Source organism: Rhodococcus sp. 2H158 (assembly GCF_053764755.1).
In genome coordinates this window covers 77,736-93,526 of record NZ_JBSNCE010000011.1, presented here as the reverse complement: position 1 = coordinate 93,526, position 15,791 = coordinate 77,736, and the positions used below count along the sequence as shown (strand labels likewise).

17 protein-coding genes and 2 pseudogenes are annotated in these 15,791 nt (G+C 70.9%); 11 read left to right on the top strand and 8 right to left on the bottom strand.

The window, feature by feature from the left end:
• Nucleotides 1-98: 98 nt before the first annotated feature.
• Genes ACWPOB_RS12810 through ACWPOB_RS12800 form a run of 3 tightly spaced genes read right to left on the bottom strand, consistent with a single transcriptional unit; the run spans nucleotide 99 to nucleotide 2,278 of the window.
• Nucleotides 99-428, bottom strand: a complete 330-nt coding sequence (locus ACWPOB_RS12810; protein WP_455401029.1) for a WhiB family transcriptional regulator — start codon at nucleotides 426-428, stop codon at nucleotides 99-101.
• Between the two features lie 13 nt (nucleotides 429-441).
• Entirely contained in the window at nucleotides 442-1,449 is a 1,008-nt protein-coding gene (locus ACWPOB_RS12805) for a MaoC family dehydratase (protein ID WP_100057800.1), read from the bottom strand.
• A 1-nt stretch (nucleotide 1,450) separates the two neighbouring features.
• Nucleotides 1,451-2,278 (bottom strand): HpcH/HpaI aldolase/citrate lyase family protein, encoded by an 828-nt coding sequence (locus ACWPOB_RS12800; protein ID WP_100057801.1) that lies wholly within the window; start codon nucleotides 2,276-2,278, stop codon nucleotides 1,451-1,453.
• A gap of 261 nt (nucleotides 2,279-2,539) precedes the next feature.
• On the opposite strand from ACWPOB_RS12800, the gene ACWPOB_RS12795 reads away from it, so the two are divergent.
• Genes ACWPOB_RS12795 through ACWPOB_RS12785 form a run of 3 tightly spaced genes read left to right on the top strand, consistent with a single transcriptional unit; the run spans nucleotide 2,540 to nucleotide 4,945 of the window.
• The gene (locus ACWPOB_RS12795; RefSeq protein WP_455401028.1) at nucleotides 2,540-3,691 is read left to right on the top strand and encodes an acyl-CoA dehydrogenase family protein; all 1,152 of its coding nucleotides are present in this window, start codon (nucleotides 2,540-2,542) and stop codon (nucleotides 3,689-3,691) included.
• A gap of 19 nt (nucleotides 3,692-3,710) precedes the next feature.
• The gene (locus tag ACWPOB_RS12790; protein ID WP_100057803.1) at nucleotides 3,711-4,475 is read left to right on the top strand and encodes a GntR family transcriptional regulator; all 765 of its coding nucleotides are present in this window, start codon (nucleotides 3,711-3,713) and stop codon (nucleotides 4,473-4,475) included.
• A 17-nt stretch (nucleotides 4,476-4,492) separates the two neighbouring features.
• Entirely contained in the window at nucleotides 4,493-4,945 is a 453-nt protein-coding gene (locus ACWPOB_RS12785; protein ID WP_072636306.1) for a MaoC family dehydratase, read from the top strand.
• Here the strand turns inward: ACWPOB_RS12785 and ACWPOB_RS12780 are convergent.
• On the bottom strand, nucleotides 4,873-5,568 hold the full coding sequence (locus ACWPOB_RS12780) for a pyridoxamine 5'-phosphate oxidase family protein (RefSeq protein ID WP_100057804.1): 696 nt from the start codon (nucleotides 5,566-5,568) through the stop codon (nucleotides 4,873-4,875). The two genes, ACWPOB_RS12785 and ACWPOB_RS12780, sit on opposite strands and share 73 nt — an antisense overlap.
• A 79-nt stretch (nucleotides 5,569-5,647) precedes the next feature.
• Here ACWPOB_RS12780 and pdxR point away from each other — a divergent pair, with 79 nt between their 5' ends.
• Nucleotides 5,648-7,090: a MocR-like pyridoxine biosynthesis transcription factor PdxR gene (gene pdxR, locus ACWPOB_RS12775; RefSeq protein ID WP_455401027.1), complete on the top strand. Its 1,443-nt coding sequence runs from the start codon at nucleotides 5,648-5,650 to the stop codon at nucleotides 7,088-7,090.
• Between the two features lie 32 nt (nucleotides 7,091-7,122).
• Here pdxR and ACWPOB_RS12770 read toward each other — a convergent pair whose 3' ends face one another.
• Entirely contained in the window at nucleotides 7,123-8,193 is a 1,071-nt protein-coding gene (locus ACWPOB_RS12770; RefSeq protein WP_455401026.1) for an alanine racemase, read from the bottom strand.
• Between the two features lie 117 nt (nucleotides 8,194-8,310).
• Between ACWPOB_RS12770 and ACWPOB_RS12765 the strand changes: the two genes are divergently transcribed.
• From ACWPOB_RS12765 to ACWPOB_RS12745, 5 genes are all read left to right on the top strand, one after another.
• Nucleotides 8,311-10,116 carry an N-acyl-D-amino-acid deacylase family protein gene (locus ACWPOB_RS12765; RefSeq protein WP_455401025.1) on the top strand — a complete coding sequence of 602 codons (1,806 nt, stop codon included), beginning with the start codon at nucleotides 8,311-8,313 and terminating at the stop codon, nucleotides 10,114-10,116.
• A complete protein-coding gene (locus ACWPOB_RS12760) occupies nucleotides 10,113-10,745 on the top strand; it encodes a TetR/AcrR family transcriptional regulator (protein ID WP_455401024.1) in 633 nt (210 codons plus the stop codon). Before ACWPOB_RS12765 ends, ACWPOB_RS12760 begins: the two co-directional genes overlap by 4 nt.
• 20 nt (nucleotides 10,746-10,765) lie before the next feature.
• Nucleotides 10,766-11,644 (top strand): alpha/beta fold hydrolase, encoded by an 879-nt coding sequence (locus tag ACWPOB_RS12755; RefSeq protein WP_455401023.1) that lies wholly within the window; start codon nucleotides 10,766-10,768, stop codon nucleotides 11,642-11,644.
• Nucleotides 11,645-11,658: 14 nt separating this feature from the next.
• A complete protein-coding gene (locus ACWPOB_RS12750) occupies nucleotides 11,659-12,114 on the top strand; it encodes a nitroreductase/quinone reductase family protein (protein ID WP_455401022.1) in 456 nt (151 codons plus the stop codon).
• A gap of 152 nt (nucleotides 12,115-12,266) precedes the next feature.
• Entirely contained in the window at nucleotides 12,267-12,698 is a 432-nt protein-coding gene (locus ACWPOB_RS12745; RefSeq protein WP_455401021.1) for an N-acetyltransferase family protein, read from the top strand.
• 141 nt (nucleotides 12,699-12,839) lie between these two features.
• Here ACWPOB_RS12745 and ACWPOB_RS12740 read toward each other — a convergent pair whose 3' ends face one another.
• The 3 genes from ACWPOB_RS12740 to ACWPOB_RS12730 form a co-directional block, all read right to left on the bottom strand.
• Entirely contained in the window at nucleotides 12,840-13,826 is a 987-nt protein-coding gene (locus ACWPOB_RS12740) for a monooxygenase family protein (protein WP_455401020.1), read from the bottom strand.
• Nucleotides 13,827-14,060: 234 nt separating this feature from the next.
• The gene (locus ACWPOB_RS12735) at nucleotides 14,061-14,690 is read right to left on the bottom strand and encodes an antibiotic biosynthesis monooxygenase (RefSeq protein WP_100055706.1); all 630 of its coding nucleotides are present in this window, start codon (nucleotides 14,688-14,690) and stop codon (nucleotides 14,061-14,063) included.
• Between the two features lie 227 nt (nucleotides 14,691-14,917).
• Nucleotides 14,918-15,157, bottom strand: coding sequence for an AMIN-like domain-containing (lipo)protein (locus ACWPOB_RS12730; RefSeq protein ID WP_455401019.1), 240 nt, complete (start codon nucleotides 15,155-15,157; stop codon nucleotides 14,918-14,920).
• Nucleotides 15,158-15,255: 98 nt separating this feature from the next.
• On the opposite strand from ACWPOB_RS12730, the pseudogene ACWPOB_RS12725 reads away from it, so the two are divergent.
• Nucleotides 15,256-15,414: pseudogene (locus tag ACWPOB_RS12725) on the top strand (HigA family addiction module antitoxin); the annotation flags it as partial.
• A gap of 121 nt (nucleotides 15,415-15,535) precedes the next feature.
• A pseudogene (locus ACWPOB_RS12720) lies at nucleotides 15,536-15,775 on the top strand (IS5/IS1182 family transposase); the annotation flags it as partial.
• Nucleotides 15,776-15,791 lie beyond the last annotated feature (16 nt).

Below are 15,791 nucleotides of genomic sequence, written 5' to 3'. Positions count from 1 at the left end.
AAGGGGAGTGAGCGAAGGGGAGTGAGCGAATGTATCGCCCACTCGATCAGATCGAGTGAGCGATACATTCGCTCGGGCCCGAGCGCATGCGAGTGAGGTCAGCCGGCCGCCGACGTAGCCCCGGCACCGGCGGGCAGCCAGCGGACATGCCGCAGTCCGCGGCGTTCCCTTTCGGTCAGTCCGCCCCAGATCCCGTGTTGTTCCTTGTTCTTCACGGCATGGTCGCGGCACGGGAGGCGGACCGGGCAGGCCGCGCAGATGTCCCGGGCCGCTCGTTCCCGGCGTTGCCGCTCGCCCCAGGTCTCGTCCTCGGGTGCGTAGAAGGTGTCCGGTCCGACGAACCGGCAGCGGGCGTGCAGACGCCAGTGGTGCCCGTCGTGTGGGTCCGGGACATCGGTGGGGCTCGGGGCGAAGGCGGGGAGTGTCATGTCGGTTCCGGGGTCAGGCCATGAGGGCGGTGAAGCGCCAGTCCAGCACGGGTGCCGGCGCGTCGGTGCCGCGGTGGGCGTGGACGATCGAGCGCAGTTCGAGGACGCCCCCGCCGCCGTCGAGGGGCTGGGCGGAGTCGATGTGCAGGTCGCTGGTGAGGGTGTCGCCCTCGTGGACCGGGCCGGTGTGGTCGCACGAGTGCCAGCCGAGGACGGTGACGAGGTTCGGCAGCGCGCGGGTGGCCTGGGCCAGGGCCAGGCCGATGGTGTGGCCCCCGTACACCAGTCGTCCTGCGGCGCCGACGCGTTCGTCGTGGTGGGTGGCGGCGATGTTGAGGGTCAGGCGCGCCAGCTCGGGCGCGCTGGTCACGACGTCGCCGCTCGACCGCAGCACCGCACCGGCCAGCGACGGATCGAAATGCGGTCCCGGAACGCGTGTCCGGTAGGCGGCGAGATCCCAGTCGGCAGGGGCGGACCACCGCGGGGCGTCCTGCGGGCCGATCGCGGACAGGTCGTCGGCGGGCACGGCGCGAGCGGGATCGGGATTCTCGCTCAGCGGCAGCATCGCGCACCGGTAGAAGTCGAGGACGGTGTGCCCGTTCTGGTCGACGGTGCTCATGCGCAGCGCCGCCAGCCCGGTGGGCTTACGGCCGGGCTTGGCCGAATTCTCCTTCAGGCCCACCACTTCGGTGGTGGTGTAGAGCGTGTCGCCGATATGGGGGAAGCGGTGGAAGCGCAGGCCGCGGTAGAACAGGTTGGCCTTGACGTGGTGGGTGACCAGGGTGGACTGGCCGATTGCCAGGTCGGTGACGAGCCCGGCGTGCGCGACGGGCCCACCGGCGACGGCCGCCGACAGGTGCGCATCGAGGGGCAGGCGCAGCCGGTCGCCGAGGATCGCCTGGTGGGCGGCGGCGAGGCCGTCGGTGATCGTGACGGCCGGAGCGGTGTCGAAGACCTGACCGACGGTGAGCTCGTCGAAGTAGGGTCCGCCGACCTCGGTGGCGGTGCGTGCGGTGGTCATCTCACTTGTCTCCGATCAGGGCGAGGGTACGGCGGGCGGCGACGGCGACCGCCTCGTCGAGCATCTGTCCGTCGAGTTGGGCGGCTCCGGCGCCGCGGGCCTCGGCCTCGGCCAGGGCGGCCAGTACCCGCCGGGCCTGCTCGGCCTGCGCGTCGTCGGGGGTGAAGGCCGCTGCGGCCGAGTCGATCTGGGCCGGGTGGATGACCCACTTGCCGTCGAAGCCGAGGTCGGCGGTCCAGCGGGCGGCGTGACGGAAGTCCTCGTCGTCGGTGATGCCGAGGAACGGTCCGTCGATCGCCTGCACGCCCGCGGCGCGGGCGGCGTGCAGGAGGCGGTCCTGCACGTACAGCCAGTGCTCGGGGGCGGCGGTGCGGGCGCGGCCGAGCGCGGCGCCGAGGTCGGCGTAGCCGAGGATCACCGCGGCCAGCCGGGGGCCGGTGACGATCTCGTCGAGGCGGGTCACCCCGGCCGGGGTCTCGATCAGTGCCTGCACCACGAGGTCGGCATCGCCCGCCTCGGTGAGGATCCGGTCGGTCTCGGCGAGGTCGGCCGGGCCCTCCACCTTGGGCACCACGATCGACGACAGGGCCGGTCCGAGGGCGGCGCAGGCGCGCAGGTCGTCGGCGAACCACGGTGTGGCGGGACCGTTGACGCGGACCGCGATCGTGCGCCTGGTGCCGTGCGTGGACACCAGATCGGCGACGAGGTCGCGGGCGGTGTCCTTGAGGGCGGTGGCGACGGCGTCCTCGAGGTCGAGGACCACCTCGTCGGCCGAGGAGGCCAGGGCCTTGCCGGCCTTGCGGTCGTCGGAGCCGGGGGCGACGAGCACGGCTCGCCGGCGGCGGGGCTGCGCAAGATTCACGGATCAACCTCTGCTGTGGGGCGGTCGGGAACGGGATAAATGTACGGCCATTGTGCGGTCCGGCGCTACCCGACGGCCCACTCATAAGTGAGGACTGGGGCGACACATAGGCCGTTCAGGGGGTATCTCGCGATCAGGGGTATTGACATCGCGAGAGCGTGAGACCGAAAATGGCCGTACAAATGACGGGTGGGATCGCAGGTCCCGTGTGGATTCGAGGATTTTTCCGTGAGCTACCTGAGCGACGAAGAGACCTTCCTGGTCAAGACGGTGCGCGAGTTCATCGACCGGGAGGTCAAGCCGTCGGTGCAGGAGGTCGAGCACGCGAACGAGTACCCCGAGAAGTGGATCGAGCAGATGAAGCAGATCGGGATCTACGGGCTGGCGGTGCCGGAGGAGTACGGCGGGATGCCGGTGTCGATGCCGTGCTACGCGCAGGTCACCGAGGAACTCGCCCGCGGCTGGATGTCCCTGGCCGGCGCGATGGGCGGACACACCGTCGTCGCCAAGCTGCTCTCGCTGTTCGGCACCGAGGAGCAGAAGCGCACGTACCTGCCCCGCCTGGCCACCGGTGAGATCCGGGCGACGATGGCGCTGACCGAGCCCGGCGGCGGCTCGGACCTGCAGGCGATGACCACCACCGCCCGCCGGGACGGCGACGACCTGGTCATCAATGGTGCGAAGACCTGGATCACCAACGCCCGCCGCGCCGGGCTGATCGCGCTGCTGTGCAAGACCGACCCGGCCGCCACCCCGCGGCACCGGGGCATCTCCATCGTCCTGGTCGAGCACGGGCCCGGCCTGACCGTCTCGCGGGATCTGCCCAAGCTCGGCTACAAGGGCGTCGAGAGCTGCGAGCTGAGCTTCGACGGCTACCGCGCCCCGGCGACGGCGATCCTCGGCGGCGAGCCCGGCAAGGGCTTCTCGCAGATGATGAAGGGCCTCGAGACCGGCCGCATCCAGGTCGCGTGCCGCGCCCTCGGCGTCGCCGCGGCCGCGCTCGAGGACTCGCTGGCCTACGCGCAGCAGCGCGAGAGCTTCGGCCAGCCGATCTGGAAGCACCAGTCGATCGGCAACTACCTGGCGGAGATGGCCACCAAGCTCACCGCCGCGCGGCAGCTGACCCGCTACGCGGCGGAGAAGTTCGACAGTGGTGAGCGGTGCGACATGGAGGCCGGCATGGCCAAGCTGTACTGCTCGGAGGTCGCGATGGAGATCGCGCTGAACGCGGTGCGCATCCACGGCGGCTACGGCTACTCCACCGAGTACGACGTCGAACGTTACTTCCGCGACGCCCCGCTGATGATCGTCGGCGAGGGCACCAACGAGATCCAGAAGGGCGTCATCGCGTCCCAACTGGTGGCCCGCGGCGGTCTGTGACCGGCCGTCACTAGGATTCATGGTCGTCATGGGCGAACGCGACACGGAACCGGCGTACGCGCAGCTGTCGCGACGGCTGCGCGAGGCCGTCGACGCCGGTGAGTACCGCGGCGGCGTCCGTCTGCCCACCGAGGCCGAACTCGCGCAGCGTTACGGGCTGAGCCGGCAGACGGTGCGGCGCGCGTTCCAGGACCTCGTCGCCGACGGCGTCGTCTACCGGGTGCCCGGCCGCGGCACGTTCGCCAACGAGGACGGGCGGCGCTACCGGCGCCAGCTCGGCTCCATCGAGGACCTGCTCGACCTCGCCGCGGACACCACGATGGAGATCGTCGCGCCGCTGCGCCGCGGCGTGCACATCGAGGCGGCGAGCCGGCTGCGCCTGGACACCGATCTGGTGCACGCGGTGGTGCTGCGTCGCGTGCACGACGGGATCCCGTTCGCGCTGACCACTGTGTACCTGCCCGATCACGTGGCTGCGCACGTGCTCGACGCCCCGGAGCTCGCGGCCGGGGCGTCGAGCCGGAACACGGTGATGGGCCTGCTCGAGCCGTACCTCGAGCACCCCATCGTCGAGGCGGCCCAGACGATCACCGTCGCGCGGGCCACGGAAGAGGTTGCGCGCGAGCTGAACTGCGGATCCGGACATCCGCTGCTGCGGGTGGACCGGCTGTACTCGAACGATGCGGGCGAACCGACCGAGCTGTCTGTCAGCTACTTTCTGCCCGAGCACTACACGTATCGCGTCACCCTCCGCCGCGCCGGACATCGGCCACTGCGGCCCTGACACAGGAGAAATGGAACATGCGGACCTTCAACGGAATCGACGAGATCGAGGCGGCCGTCGGCGAGGACCTCGGCCACAGCGACTGGCTCGAGATCACCCAGGAACGGGTGAATCAGTTCGCCGATGCCACGGGCGACCATCAGTGGATCCACGTCGACCCCGAGCGGGCGAAGTCCGGGCCCTTCGGCCGGACCATCGCCCACGGCTACCTCACCCTCTCGCTGCTGCCCGTCCTCGGATCGCAGATCTTCGCCATCGAGGGCCTGAAGATGAAGATCAACTACGGCGCCAACAAGGTTCGCTTCCCGTCGCCCGTCCCGGTGGGTTCGACGGTGCGGGCGACCGCGAAGTTCGCGTCCCTCGAGCGCACCGCCAAGGGCGCGAACCTCACCGTCACCTACACCGTCGAGGCCGAGGGCGCCGAGAAGCCGGCGCTGGTCGCGGAAACCATCGTCGTGCTCGTGGCGTAGCGGTCCACCAGCCTGCGGACGGACGCGGGTACAGGCACGTCGTCCGCGACCCACGGCGCGGCGACCGGCCGGCCCGCGACCGTCCGCAACGGGACCACGCCCGCCCAGGAGCCGTCGCTCACGTCGGGCGCGGACGGGGGTGCGTCGCGGATCTTGACCGTCCACTGCCCCGGCTGGATGGGCAGCGCCAGGGTGGCCGTGGCCGCCAGTTCCTTCCTGGTGTGTGCCCGGGTTTCGGCGCTGCGCCCCGGTATCAGGCCGTCCGACAGGACGTCCAGTGCGCCGGCGGACTCCGCTGTGGACAGGACGGTGACTTCGCCTCGGACCACGGCGGATCGGAAGTTCGCGGAGGAGTGGAACAGGTCCTGTGCCACGACGACGCCGTCGAGGATCGACACGCACACGGCCACCGGCGCCCCGGACGTCGCCAGGCGCAGCGCGCCCGCTCCGGTGGAGCCGTGCAGGAGGATCCGGTCGCCGTCGCGCGCGTAGAGCATCGGTACGGCCCACGGCAGGCCGTCGACGACGGTGGTGAACGTGCACGTGACCGCCGCGTCCAGTACTGCGTCGAGGTCGGCCCGCTGGGTCCGGGCCCGTTCGGGATAGCGCCTGATGTTGTCCATGCAGGCGAGCCTCGCCGATATGCGGACCGATGAACAGATCCACAAAACCCGCCGAATCCAGGACCAGTATTGTCGTGCCGTGCCCCGCGTCGCGCCCGTCGTCCATCTGACCTTCGAGCTGCCCGACACCGGCGCCCCCCTGCGGCAGCGTCTCGCCGAGGCCGTCGTCGACCGGATCCGGTGCGGTCACATCCGGGTCGGCGATCTCCTGCCGTCGACCCGCACGCTGGCCGCGGAGCTCGGGGTGTCCCGCGGCTGCGTGGTCGAGGCGTACGACGAGCTGTGCGCCTCGGGATTCGCTGTGGCCCGGGCGGGCTCGGGTACGCGCGTCGCGGCCGGCGCGGACGTGGCGGCCCGGGCGCACGCCGCATCACACCCGGTCGTGCCCGCCGTGCCGCCGTCGGAGCCGGACCGGGCTCGTCGCACGCCCGTGCTGGACCTGCGTCCGGGTATACCGGACCCGGCGTTGGTCTCGGACGCGGAGTGGCGCCGGGCCTGGCGTGCGGCCGCCGCGGCACCACGCACCCTCGGTGTCGCCGATCCGGATGCGCATCCGGAGCTGCGCCGGGCGCTGGCCGGTCACCTCCGGCGGACGCGGGGCCTCGCCTGCGGCCCGGACGAGATCGTCGTGCTGCCGGGCGTCGCCGCCGCGATCCGGGTGCTCGCGATCGCCGCGACGCTGCGGGACCGCGACGTCGCGTTCGAGGACCCGGGGTACGGCCGTGCGCGACGGGCGCTCGTCGGCGAGGGCGCCCGGCCGCGGCCGATCCCGGTGGGGGAGGACGGTCTGGATCCCGACCTGCTGCGGGATACCGACGCCGCGGTGTACTGCACACCCGCTCATCAGTATCCGATGGGGGCGCGTATGCCGGTGTCCCGTCGGGCACGGCTCGTCGCCCGTGCCGCCGAGACCGGGACGGTCGTCGTCGAGGACGACTACGACGGCGAGTTCCGGTACGACGTGTCCGCACTCCCGGCGCTGCGCAGCATCGACGGTGGGCGCGAGTGCGTCGCCTACGTGGGGACCGCCTCGAAGATCCTGTCGCCGGATCTGCGGCTCGCGTGGCTGATACCGCCGGTCCCGCTGCGTTCGCGGATCGCGGGAGCCGTGACCGAGAGCGGGGAGGTGGCGTGTTCGGTCACCGCGTCCGCGCTGGCCCGGCTGATCGAGTCGGGGGCGCTGTCGCAGCATCTGGCGCGCGCGTCCCGCACGTACCGCGCCCGGCGGTCCGCGTTCGTCGGTGCGCTACGCGATCTCGAGCGGTTCGGCGTGTCGGTGACCGGTATCGAAGCGGGTTTGCATGTGGTGCTGCGGTTTCCGGAGGACGTCGACGACGTGGCGATCACCGCCGCAGCACGACGGCTCGGGGTGGAGAGCGCGCCGCTCAGCACGTACAGCGCGGCCCCCGGCGGTCCGCGCGGACTCGTGTGCGGGTACGCGCGGTTGCCGGAATCCCGGGCGGCGGACGCGGCCGACGCGATCGGGGCGGCCCTGCGCGGTGTGTCCTTCGGGCTGTCCTAGCCGCCCAAAGGACACACCGGCGGCGGAGCCGCCTACGTGTTGCAGCCGCGGGCGGCGACGGGCCACCGGTCGACGACCGTGTCCCCGGCGACGACGATCAGGTCGTCGGCGAGATTGACCGTGGTGCACACGTGATTGGGGATCACCCGGACCCGCGTGCCGAGTGCGGGGCGATCGGCGGCGTCCGGCCACTGCACGGTGGCGTGGTGCTCGGACAGCGCGACGATCCGCGCGTCCGGTGCGCCCAGGATGCGGCCGTAGCCCGTCGCCCAGGCGGCGCGGTCGGCGCCGAGCACCTTGCTGCCGGCGTCGAGCACCACCGTGTCGTCACGCGCCGACACCACCGTCGACAGCGCCGTCAGCGCGATCGCGTCCGCACCCGCCGTGCCCAGCTCGAGCTGCTGCGCGTCGCCGAAGACGTACACGCCCGGCCGCAGCTCGGTGGCAGTCGGCACGTCGAGGTGCGCGGTGGGCGTCGAGCCGCCGCTGACCACGCTCGCGTCGTGTCCGGTGGCCGCCACCGCCGCCACCGCCCGGCTCAGTGCCGTCGCCTCGTCCGCCGCCGCGACGGCCGGTTGCCCCGGGCCGTAGGAGTGCCCCGGGAACGTGAACACGCCGCGCACCTCGAGCCCGACCGAGGCGGCCGCGACGGCGACCGACCCGGCCCGCTCCGGGGCGACCCCGGTGCGGTGGTGACCGCTGTCGACCTCGACGAGCACGTGCAGGCCCGGTCGGGCGTGCTCGGCGAGTGCCCGCGCGCCCTCGGGCGAGTCCACCCCGACGGTCAGGCGGACCTCCGCGGCGAGCGCACGCAGCCGGGCCCCGCGCGCGGCGTCCGTCCACAGGGGATACGCGATGAACAGGTCGCGGAAACCGGCATCGGCGAAGACCTCGGCCTCGGAGACCGTCGCGACGGTCAGCCCGACGGCGCCGGCGGCGATCTGGCGACGGGCGATCTCGACGCACTTGTGCGTCTTGGCATGCGGGCGCAGGGCCACGCCGCGAACGCGCGCCGCGTCGGCCATCCGCGCGATGTTGCGGTCGAGGACGTCACGGTCGACGAGCAGAGCAGGGGTGGCGGGAACGGCCGGGAACGCGGGCATGGCCGCACTCTATTCGTGGCCCCGACCGGTCCGGCGCCTGCCCGCGAGTTATCCGAAAATAGAGAGCGGTCGTCCTCTTTCTCGCTATGCTCGGTGTATCGACGTGAGGGAGGTCACATGGACACGACACCGGCGCCCGCCGAGTTCGACCTGGTTGTCCGCGGAGGTCTGTGGTTCGACGGCACCGGCGTACCCGGCGTCGTCCGCGACCTCGGTATCCGGGACGGCGTGGTGGCGACGGCGAGCGCCGAACCGCTGCCGGTCGGGCCGGACACCGAGGTGATCGAGGCGGAAGGCCGGTGGGTGATGCCCGGCTTCGTGGACCCCCACACCCACTACGACGCCGAGGTGCTCGTCTCGCCCGGCCTGCCCGAATCGGTGCGGCACGGCGTCACCACCGTCCTCATGGGCAATTGTTCGCTCTCGACGGTGTTCGTGCCGCCGCTCGACGCCGCGGACCTGTTCAGCCGGGTCGAGGCGCTGCCCCGCGAACACGTGCTCACCGCGCTCGAGCAGGGCAGGACCTGGTCGTCGCCCCGGGAGTACGTCGATGCCCTCGACGCCCTGCCGCTCGGCCCGAACGTCGCGGCGTTCATCGGGCATTCCGACGTCCGGGCCGCCGTCCTGGGGCTCGGCCGCTCCACCGATCCCGCCAGCGCTCCGAGCCGTGCCGAACTCGCCGCGATCGAGGCCGGGATCGAGGACGCCCTCGACGCCGGATTTCTCGGCGTGTCCACCATGACGAATCCCTGGGACAAGCTCGACGGCGACCGCTACCGCTCCCGCACCCTGCCCTCGACCCACGCCTCGTGGTCCGAGTTCCGCCGGATACACCGCATCCTGCGCCGCCGCGACCGCGTCCTGCAGGCCGTGCCGAACCTCAACACCAAGTACGACGTGGCGTTCTTCGCCCTCGCCACCACCGGGCTGGGCCGCAAGCCGATGAAGGCCGCCGTGCTCGCCGCCGCCGACACCAAGGCCGAACGCTGGGTGCACCGCATCTTCGCTCCGATCGCCTTCGCCGCCAACCGGATCGGCCGTGGCGCCTTCCGTTGGCAGCACCTGCCCACCACGTTCGAGGTGTACTCCGACGGGATCGACCTCGTGGTGTTCGAGGAGTTCGGCTCGGGGCGGGCCGCCCTGCACCTGAAGGAGGAGGTCGCCCGCAACGAGCTGCTGCGCGACGAGGCGTACCGCCGCTGGTTCCGGCAGGACTTCGACAAGAAGTTCTCGCCGCGCGTGTGGCACCGCGACTTCGACGACACCACCATCGTGGAGTGCCCCGACGCGTCGCTCGTCGGCCGCTCCATCGGCGACGTGGCGCGCGAACGCGGTGTGCACCCGGTGGACACCTTCCTGGACCTCGTCGTCGAACACGGACGGAAGTTCCGCTGGCACACGGTGATCGCGAACGATCGGCCCGAGGTGGCCAACCGGCTCCTCCGGCAGCCCGGCGTGACCGTCGGCTTCTCCGACGCCGGCGCGCACCTACGCAACATGGCGTTCTACAACTACGGCATCTGCATGCTGCGCCGCATCCACGAGTACGCCGGGCGCGGAAAGCCCGTCATGCCGCTGGAATCGGCGATCCACAAGCTCACCGGAGAACTCGGCGACTTCTACGGCATCGACGCCGGGCACCTGCGCATCGGCGACCGCGCCGACCTCGTGGTGGTCGACCCGGCCGGTCTGAACGAGGACACCGACGCCTACCACGAGGCGCCCATGCCCGAGTTCGGCGGACTGAGCCGCATGGTCAACCGCAACGACGCCGCCGTCACCGCGACCGCGGTGGCCGGGCGCGTGGTGTTCCGCGCGGGCGAGTTCGTGCCCGGCTACGGCGCCACCGTCGGCACCGGGCGTTTCCTGCGTGCGGGCGTCGACGCGCGTGGACCCGTGCCGGCGCGGAGCGGCACCCGATGACGGAAGCGCCGGAGCGAGAACGACATCCGGTCGCGGGGCGGCGCACCCAGCAGCAGCGCCGCACGGCCACGATCGAGCGGATCCTCGACGCGACCGTCGAGGCCCTCGGCGAACTCGGCTACACCGCCACCACCATCGGGGAGGTGTGCCGCCGCTCCGGGGTGTCCTCCGGTGGGGTGTTCCGGCACTTCCCGGCCCGGCTCGATCTGATGGTCGCCGCCGCCGACGCCGTCCGCGAGCGGCAGTTCGCGAACTTCCGGCTCGGGCTCGAACAACTCGGTGGGCCCGGCGACAGCCCCGAGTCGGTCCGCGAGTGCCTGCGGCTGCTGCGGGCCGCGTGCCGCGCCCCGATCAACGCCGCCTGGTACGAACTGCTCGGCGCGGCGCGCACCGATCCCGCGCTGCGCGAGCGTCTCGCTCCGATGGCGCAGCGGTACCACGCCCAGATCGCCGAGTTCGGCCGCACCCTGCCGATCGCCTCCCGGTTCGAACCGGCGGACTTCGACACGCTGCTGTTCACGATCGTGCACCTGCTGGACGGGGAGGCCGTCGCCGCGGTGGTCCACCCGCAGCCCGAGCAGGAGGAGCCGCGTCTCGCTCTGGTGGCCCAGCTGGTGACCGGAAGGTGAGAGCGAAGTAGGTTCGGGTAATGAGCATCGACAACGAATCGGCGCCGAAATGGTTCGTCGAGGCACTTGCCGCGCCGGTGGAGACCGGCAACGTCGAGGTCGACGGCGTCTCGATCGCCTACCGCGCGTGGGGTGAGGAGGGCCGTCCCGGCATCGTGCTGGTGCACGGCGGGATGGCGCACTCGCGCTGGTGGGATCACGTCGCACCCCAGCTCGCCGAGGGCCGGCGCGTCGTCGCGCTGGACATGAGCGGGCACGGGGACAGCGGCCACCGCGACGGCTACTCCCTCGAACTGTGGGCCGCGGAGGTGCTCGCGGTGGCGCAGGCCGGCGGGATCGCCGGGTCCCCGGTGCTGGTCGGCCACAGCATGGGCGGGATCGTGTCTTTCGCGGCCTCCCATCTGTACGGCAACCGGCTGGACGGGGTGGTGATCCTCGACTCGCCGATCCGGGACCTGACGCCCGAGGAGATCGAGATGCGGGCGCAGGCCGCGCGGGAGCGCAGCGGCACGAAGGTGTATCCGACGGCGGAGGAGGCGATGGCGCGGTTCCGGCTGGTCCCGCCCCAGGAGACCGCCGAGCCGTACGTGCTCGAGCACATCGCGCGGCAGTCCATGCGGCAGGTGCCCGGGGGGTGGAGCTGGAAGTTCGACGCCCTGCGGATGACCAAGGACCGGCGCACCAGCCTCGAGAGCTTCGAGGCGAAGTGCCGCATCGCTTACTTCCGCTCGGAGAACGGCATCGTCGGTCCCGACCTGCTGGCCCGGATGCGGCCCCAGTTCGGTCCGCACGCGCTGGTGACGGATCTGCCGGTCGCGGGGCACCACCCGGTCATCGACCAGCCGCTGGTGGTGGTCACCGCAGTGCGCACGGTCCTGGCGGCCTGGTCGCTGGCGTGAATCCGATCCGGCCGGTGGCGGTGAAACTGGGGGGCCAGCCGTGGCTGCCGCGGTTCGGCAAGCAGATCGTCACCGTCGACCACACCATCCAGCGGGTCACGTTCGGCCGCTTCACCCTGCTCACCCTGGCCGGCCTGCCGGAGCTCGTCCTCACGGTCCGCGGCCGCAGGAGCGGGGTCGAGCGGAGCACGCCGCTGCTGGGCGTTCCGCACGACGACGCCTGGCTCGTCGCCGGTTCGAACTGGGGGATGCCGGAGCTGCCCGGCTGGGCCCGCAATCTCGACGCCGCCGACGAGGCCCGGGTCACCTACCGCGGCCGCGAGACCGTGGTGGTACCGCGACGCTCGGAGGGCAGCGAGCGGGCGATCCACTGGGAGGTGCTGGTGGAGGTGTGGCCCAACTACGAGGTGTACGCCCGGCGCACCGAGCGGGAGATCCCGATCTACGTGCTCGCGCCGTACGAGGACTGACAGGGCTCGCCGAATCGGTCAGGGTCGGTATCGGCCCTCCGACGAGCCCTGCGTGCGGTATCTGCCCGCGTTGCTAGTCTCGAACCGTGCGGGAGGCTTCGAAGTTCCACGTGCGGGCGCCCGGACCGGCCGACGCCGATGCGATCGCTCGGGTGCTGATCGTCACCTGGCGCGCCACGTATGGGCACCTTCTCCCGAGCTCCTTCTTCGACGACGACGCGCTCGAACAGCGGACGGCCATGTGGCGCTCCGTGCTGAACGGGCCGCGGCGGCCGCCGCGACTGTGCGTTGCAGAGGCTCACGGCGGAATTGTCGGGTTCGCTTCTGCCGGCAAACCGATAGACGACGAGGACCCCGTCCGAGATCTTCAGCTCTACACCCTCTATCTTCTGCCCGAACACCACGGGAGCGGTGCGGGGCAAGCACTTCTCGGCGCGGTTCTGGCCGGGGATCGTGCGCAACTCTGGGTCGCCAAGGACAATCCCCGCGCGCACAGCTTCTACCGCCGCAACGGCTTCCTGCCCGACGGAGCGGAGAAGAACTACCCGGGCACGGCTCTCGTCGAAGTCAGACTCGTCCGATGACCGGCCCCCTGTGACGATCACCGCGAGCGACGGGTATCCCTGTCTGCAGCGCCGGGGCCGGGCGGAACCGCAGTCGGGGCCCGGCGGGGGCTACTTCCCCGGACTGGTCGCCGCGCCCACTCGGAACACCCGGGAGCAAGGTCAGCGCGTTTCTGGTTCGTCGGCGTAGTAGTTGCTCTCCAAGACCACGGGCGCGACCGTTGCCGGCGTCGTGTCGCCCGCGCGCCGTCGTGCGGAGAACATCGCTCCGCGGGCCGGCACGCGTGGGGCAACCCGCGCGAGACCGGTCGGTTCGGCCATGTCGTCGTAGATCGCCTCGACGCCGCCGCGCATGAAGTAGGTCTCGTGCCAGAATCCGGTGCCGCCGGAGTCGCGCAGGAATGTGCGCCACCAGAGCCGATGCGGGTCGGAGCGGGTCCAGCGTTCCAGACTGTCCAGGTCGCGCCAGTATTGCCGCATCCCTGCGTGGGGCGGAAGCAGGGACCAGATGAAGTCCTCGTGCAGCAGCAGCCCGTCGGGCTTGTCCTTCCACGATCGGTTGATCTGCGGTCCGAGCCCCAGCAATCGCAGCAAGCCGCGAGGACGATTCACGCGCATCCCGAGGTAGACGACGACCAGGTCCGGGTAGCCGGACAGGTCGATGGTCGAACGGTCGACACGCATGACACGGTCCTTCGTTGGCAGGTGGCCGTCCGCCTTCGTTTCGAGCAGGCCCTTGAGGTTCTCCAGGTTCACGGCAAACTCCCGTCGGAGGCCGGCAGCAACCAGCGGGTCACCGAGCTTGAAGAGGCCCTTCTGCTCCATCCGCATGCGGCACGTCACTCGGGTCCCGTCGGCCGTCGTATCGGTCAGATACGCCACCTCGAAACTGCTCGGTCCCGAAGCCCCGGTGAAGGTGATCTTCGTGTTCGGCTCGTAGTGGACGTACTCGTTGGTCAGCTCGAGCTTGCGTCCCATGAATCTACGGACAGCGACATGCTTGGTACCTACTCCCGGCGGTCCGTCGGTGATCCGGCGTACTTCCAGCAATCCGTCTTGCCATCGGGGAGCGTTGGTCTGGTCCGCGACAAAGGTGAATACTTCGCCGATCGGGCGCGCGATGACAATGCTGTCCTCGACTTCGATCATGGCGGTCTCCTATCCGGCCTCGCACCGCCGCGCCCCCCGGGTGTCAGTGATGGTGACCGGTCTTCGGTCCCTGAATTCACTTCCTCCCACACGGCATTCACGTCTTCGGACACGGTTTCGGTGCGTAGACCGCTCCCCATTGCTCGAGCACCTATTCGATTTTCGAATGACGGCCGGTCGCTGCGGCAGCCGTCGCCACCGGCCGGGGGTCGTCCTTCTCGACAGTTGAACGGTTCACGCCATCTCGGGGACGTGCAGGTGCGCGATGGCGAGCTCGAACTCGCAGGTATCGAGCACCTCGGCGCCCGCCGCGCGAGCCACTTCGGCCCGGATGCTGTCGACGCGTTCTCTGCTGCGTTCCATCGCCTCGGCGCTGTCGAACGTCAGCGACGACACCCCGCGGCCCGCGGCGCGGTCGAGCATCAGGCTGGCGCTGCAGAAACCGTCGAGTTCCTCCATCTGGGGCAGTGCGGCCATCTTCCACATGTCGACGCCGCGGTCCATGTGGGCGGGCTCGGTCTTGACCCATGTGACGCGGCACCAGGCCCCGCGCTCGGAATGGTGGTCGCGATGCATGACAGCGATCTCCCACCGCGAGACCTCCGTGGTGCCGTGGAAGACCTCGGCGGCGGTGTCACGCAGCGTCCGCACCGGTCCCTCGCTGGCGCGTAGCGATTCCTCGTCCCGCCACGAACTGGTCGCGATGCACCGACCCGAGCCGCGATCGATCAGCAGGGACATTCCGAGGCAGCCCTCGATGTCCGCCAGTGCGGGCATCACGGTGTCGCGTACGTGCTTGATCCCGGCGTCGATGTACGACGGATGCGCGTGAATTGTGGTGGAGCGTGCGAACATGATCGGCACCCTTCTCCTCAGGGCGGCGCCGACGCGGCGTCGCCGGTCATTCCCCCGTGTTTCACCCTGCTCCCTCAATCCGCCGGAGGCAATGGGCGGTGGCCGATTCTCGGCGGCCAGGAGCCGCCGCAGTCATCTGGCGGTGTCGCCCATCGGTGTCGCCCATCGGTGTCGCGGCGGTCGGCGCCACGCCTGTCCGCTCCCCGGGGGCAGGGCCCGCAGGCGCACATCGCCCGTCACCAGCGGTGCGCCACGTCGAGAACCACACGTGATGCACTGCCCGGCCCGTCCAACGTGAACACCCGGAACGGCACCTGACGGAGCGTCTGGTGGCCGGCCACGTTCACCAGCTCGGTCCGGTTGCCGGGTCGATAGGGCGGGTTCCCCGATGCGTCGTAGGCCGGGGTCAGCACGATCACCTCGAGGTACGCACCCCCGCGCAGCGCGACGAGCGCACCCGAACCATCGGCCCGCACCGTGTCGACATCCCACCCGGAAACCGGCCTCAGGTCCGGCACGATCGACAATCAGCCGGTCGAAGCAGGGATGCCGACCGGATCGCACGTTCACCACCGGCAAGCGATCGATCACCGCGGACACCGCGCTGCGACTGGCGAAGGCATTCGGCAACAGCGCACAGTTCTGGCTCAACCTCCAGGACCGCTACGAACTTGACATCGCCACCGACAAACTCGGCGACACCCTCGCCAACATCACTCCCTTGCCGGTATGAGAAACCTCCCGCGGATCGCGCCGTGGGAGGGCCGCGGCCGCGAGGCTGCGAGACTGATCTGCACGAAGCCGATCGCTTCCAGCTCGCGGGCGCGGGCGAGAGGACCGGTCTCGATCGTTTTGATGCCAACGGCATTCCGCTGGTCGTCGACGTCTGCTCGGCGAACACCTACGACAGCACGCTGCCGGAACCGATGGTCGCCGCGATACCGGCGATCAAGTCCCGGCGCGGCCCCGCCGGCGCAGACCGGGCAGGCTCCGCGCCGGCAAGGGCTACGACTACGACACCCACCGCCGCTGGTTGCGTGCCCGAGGCATCGTTCCGCGCATCGCGCGTCGCGGCATCGAGCGCAACGTCCGGGTCCGATTCCGGGTCAT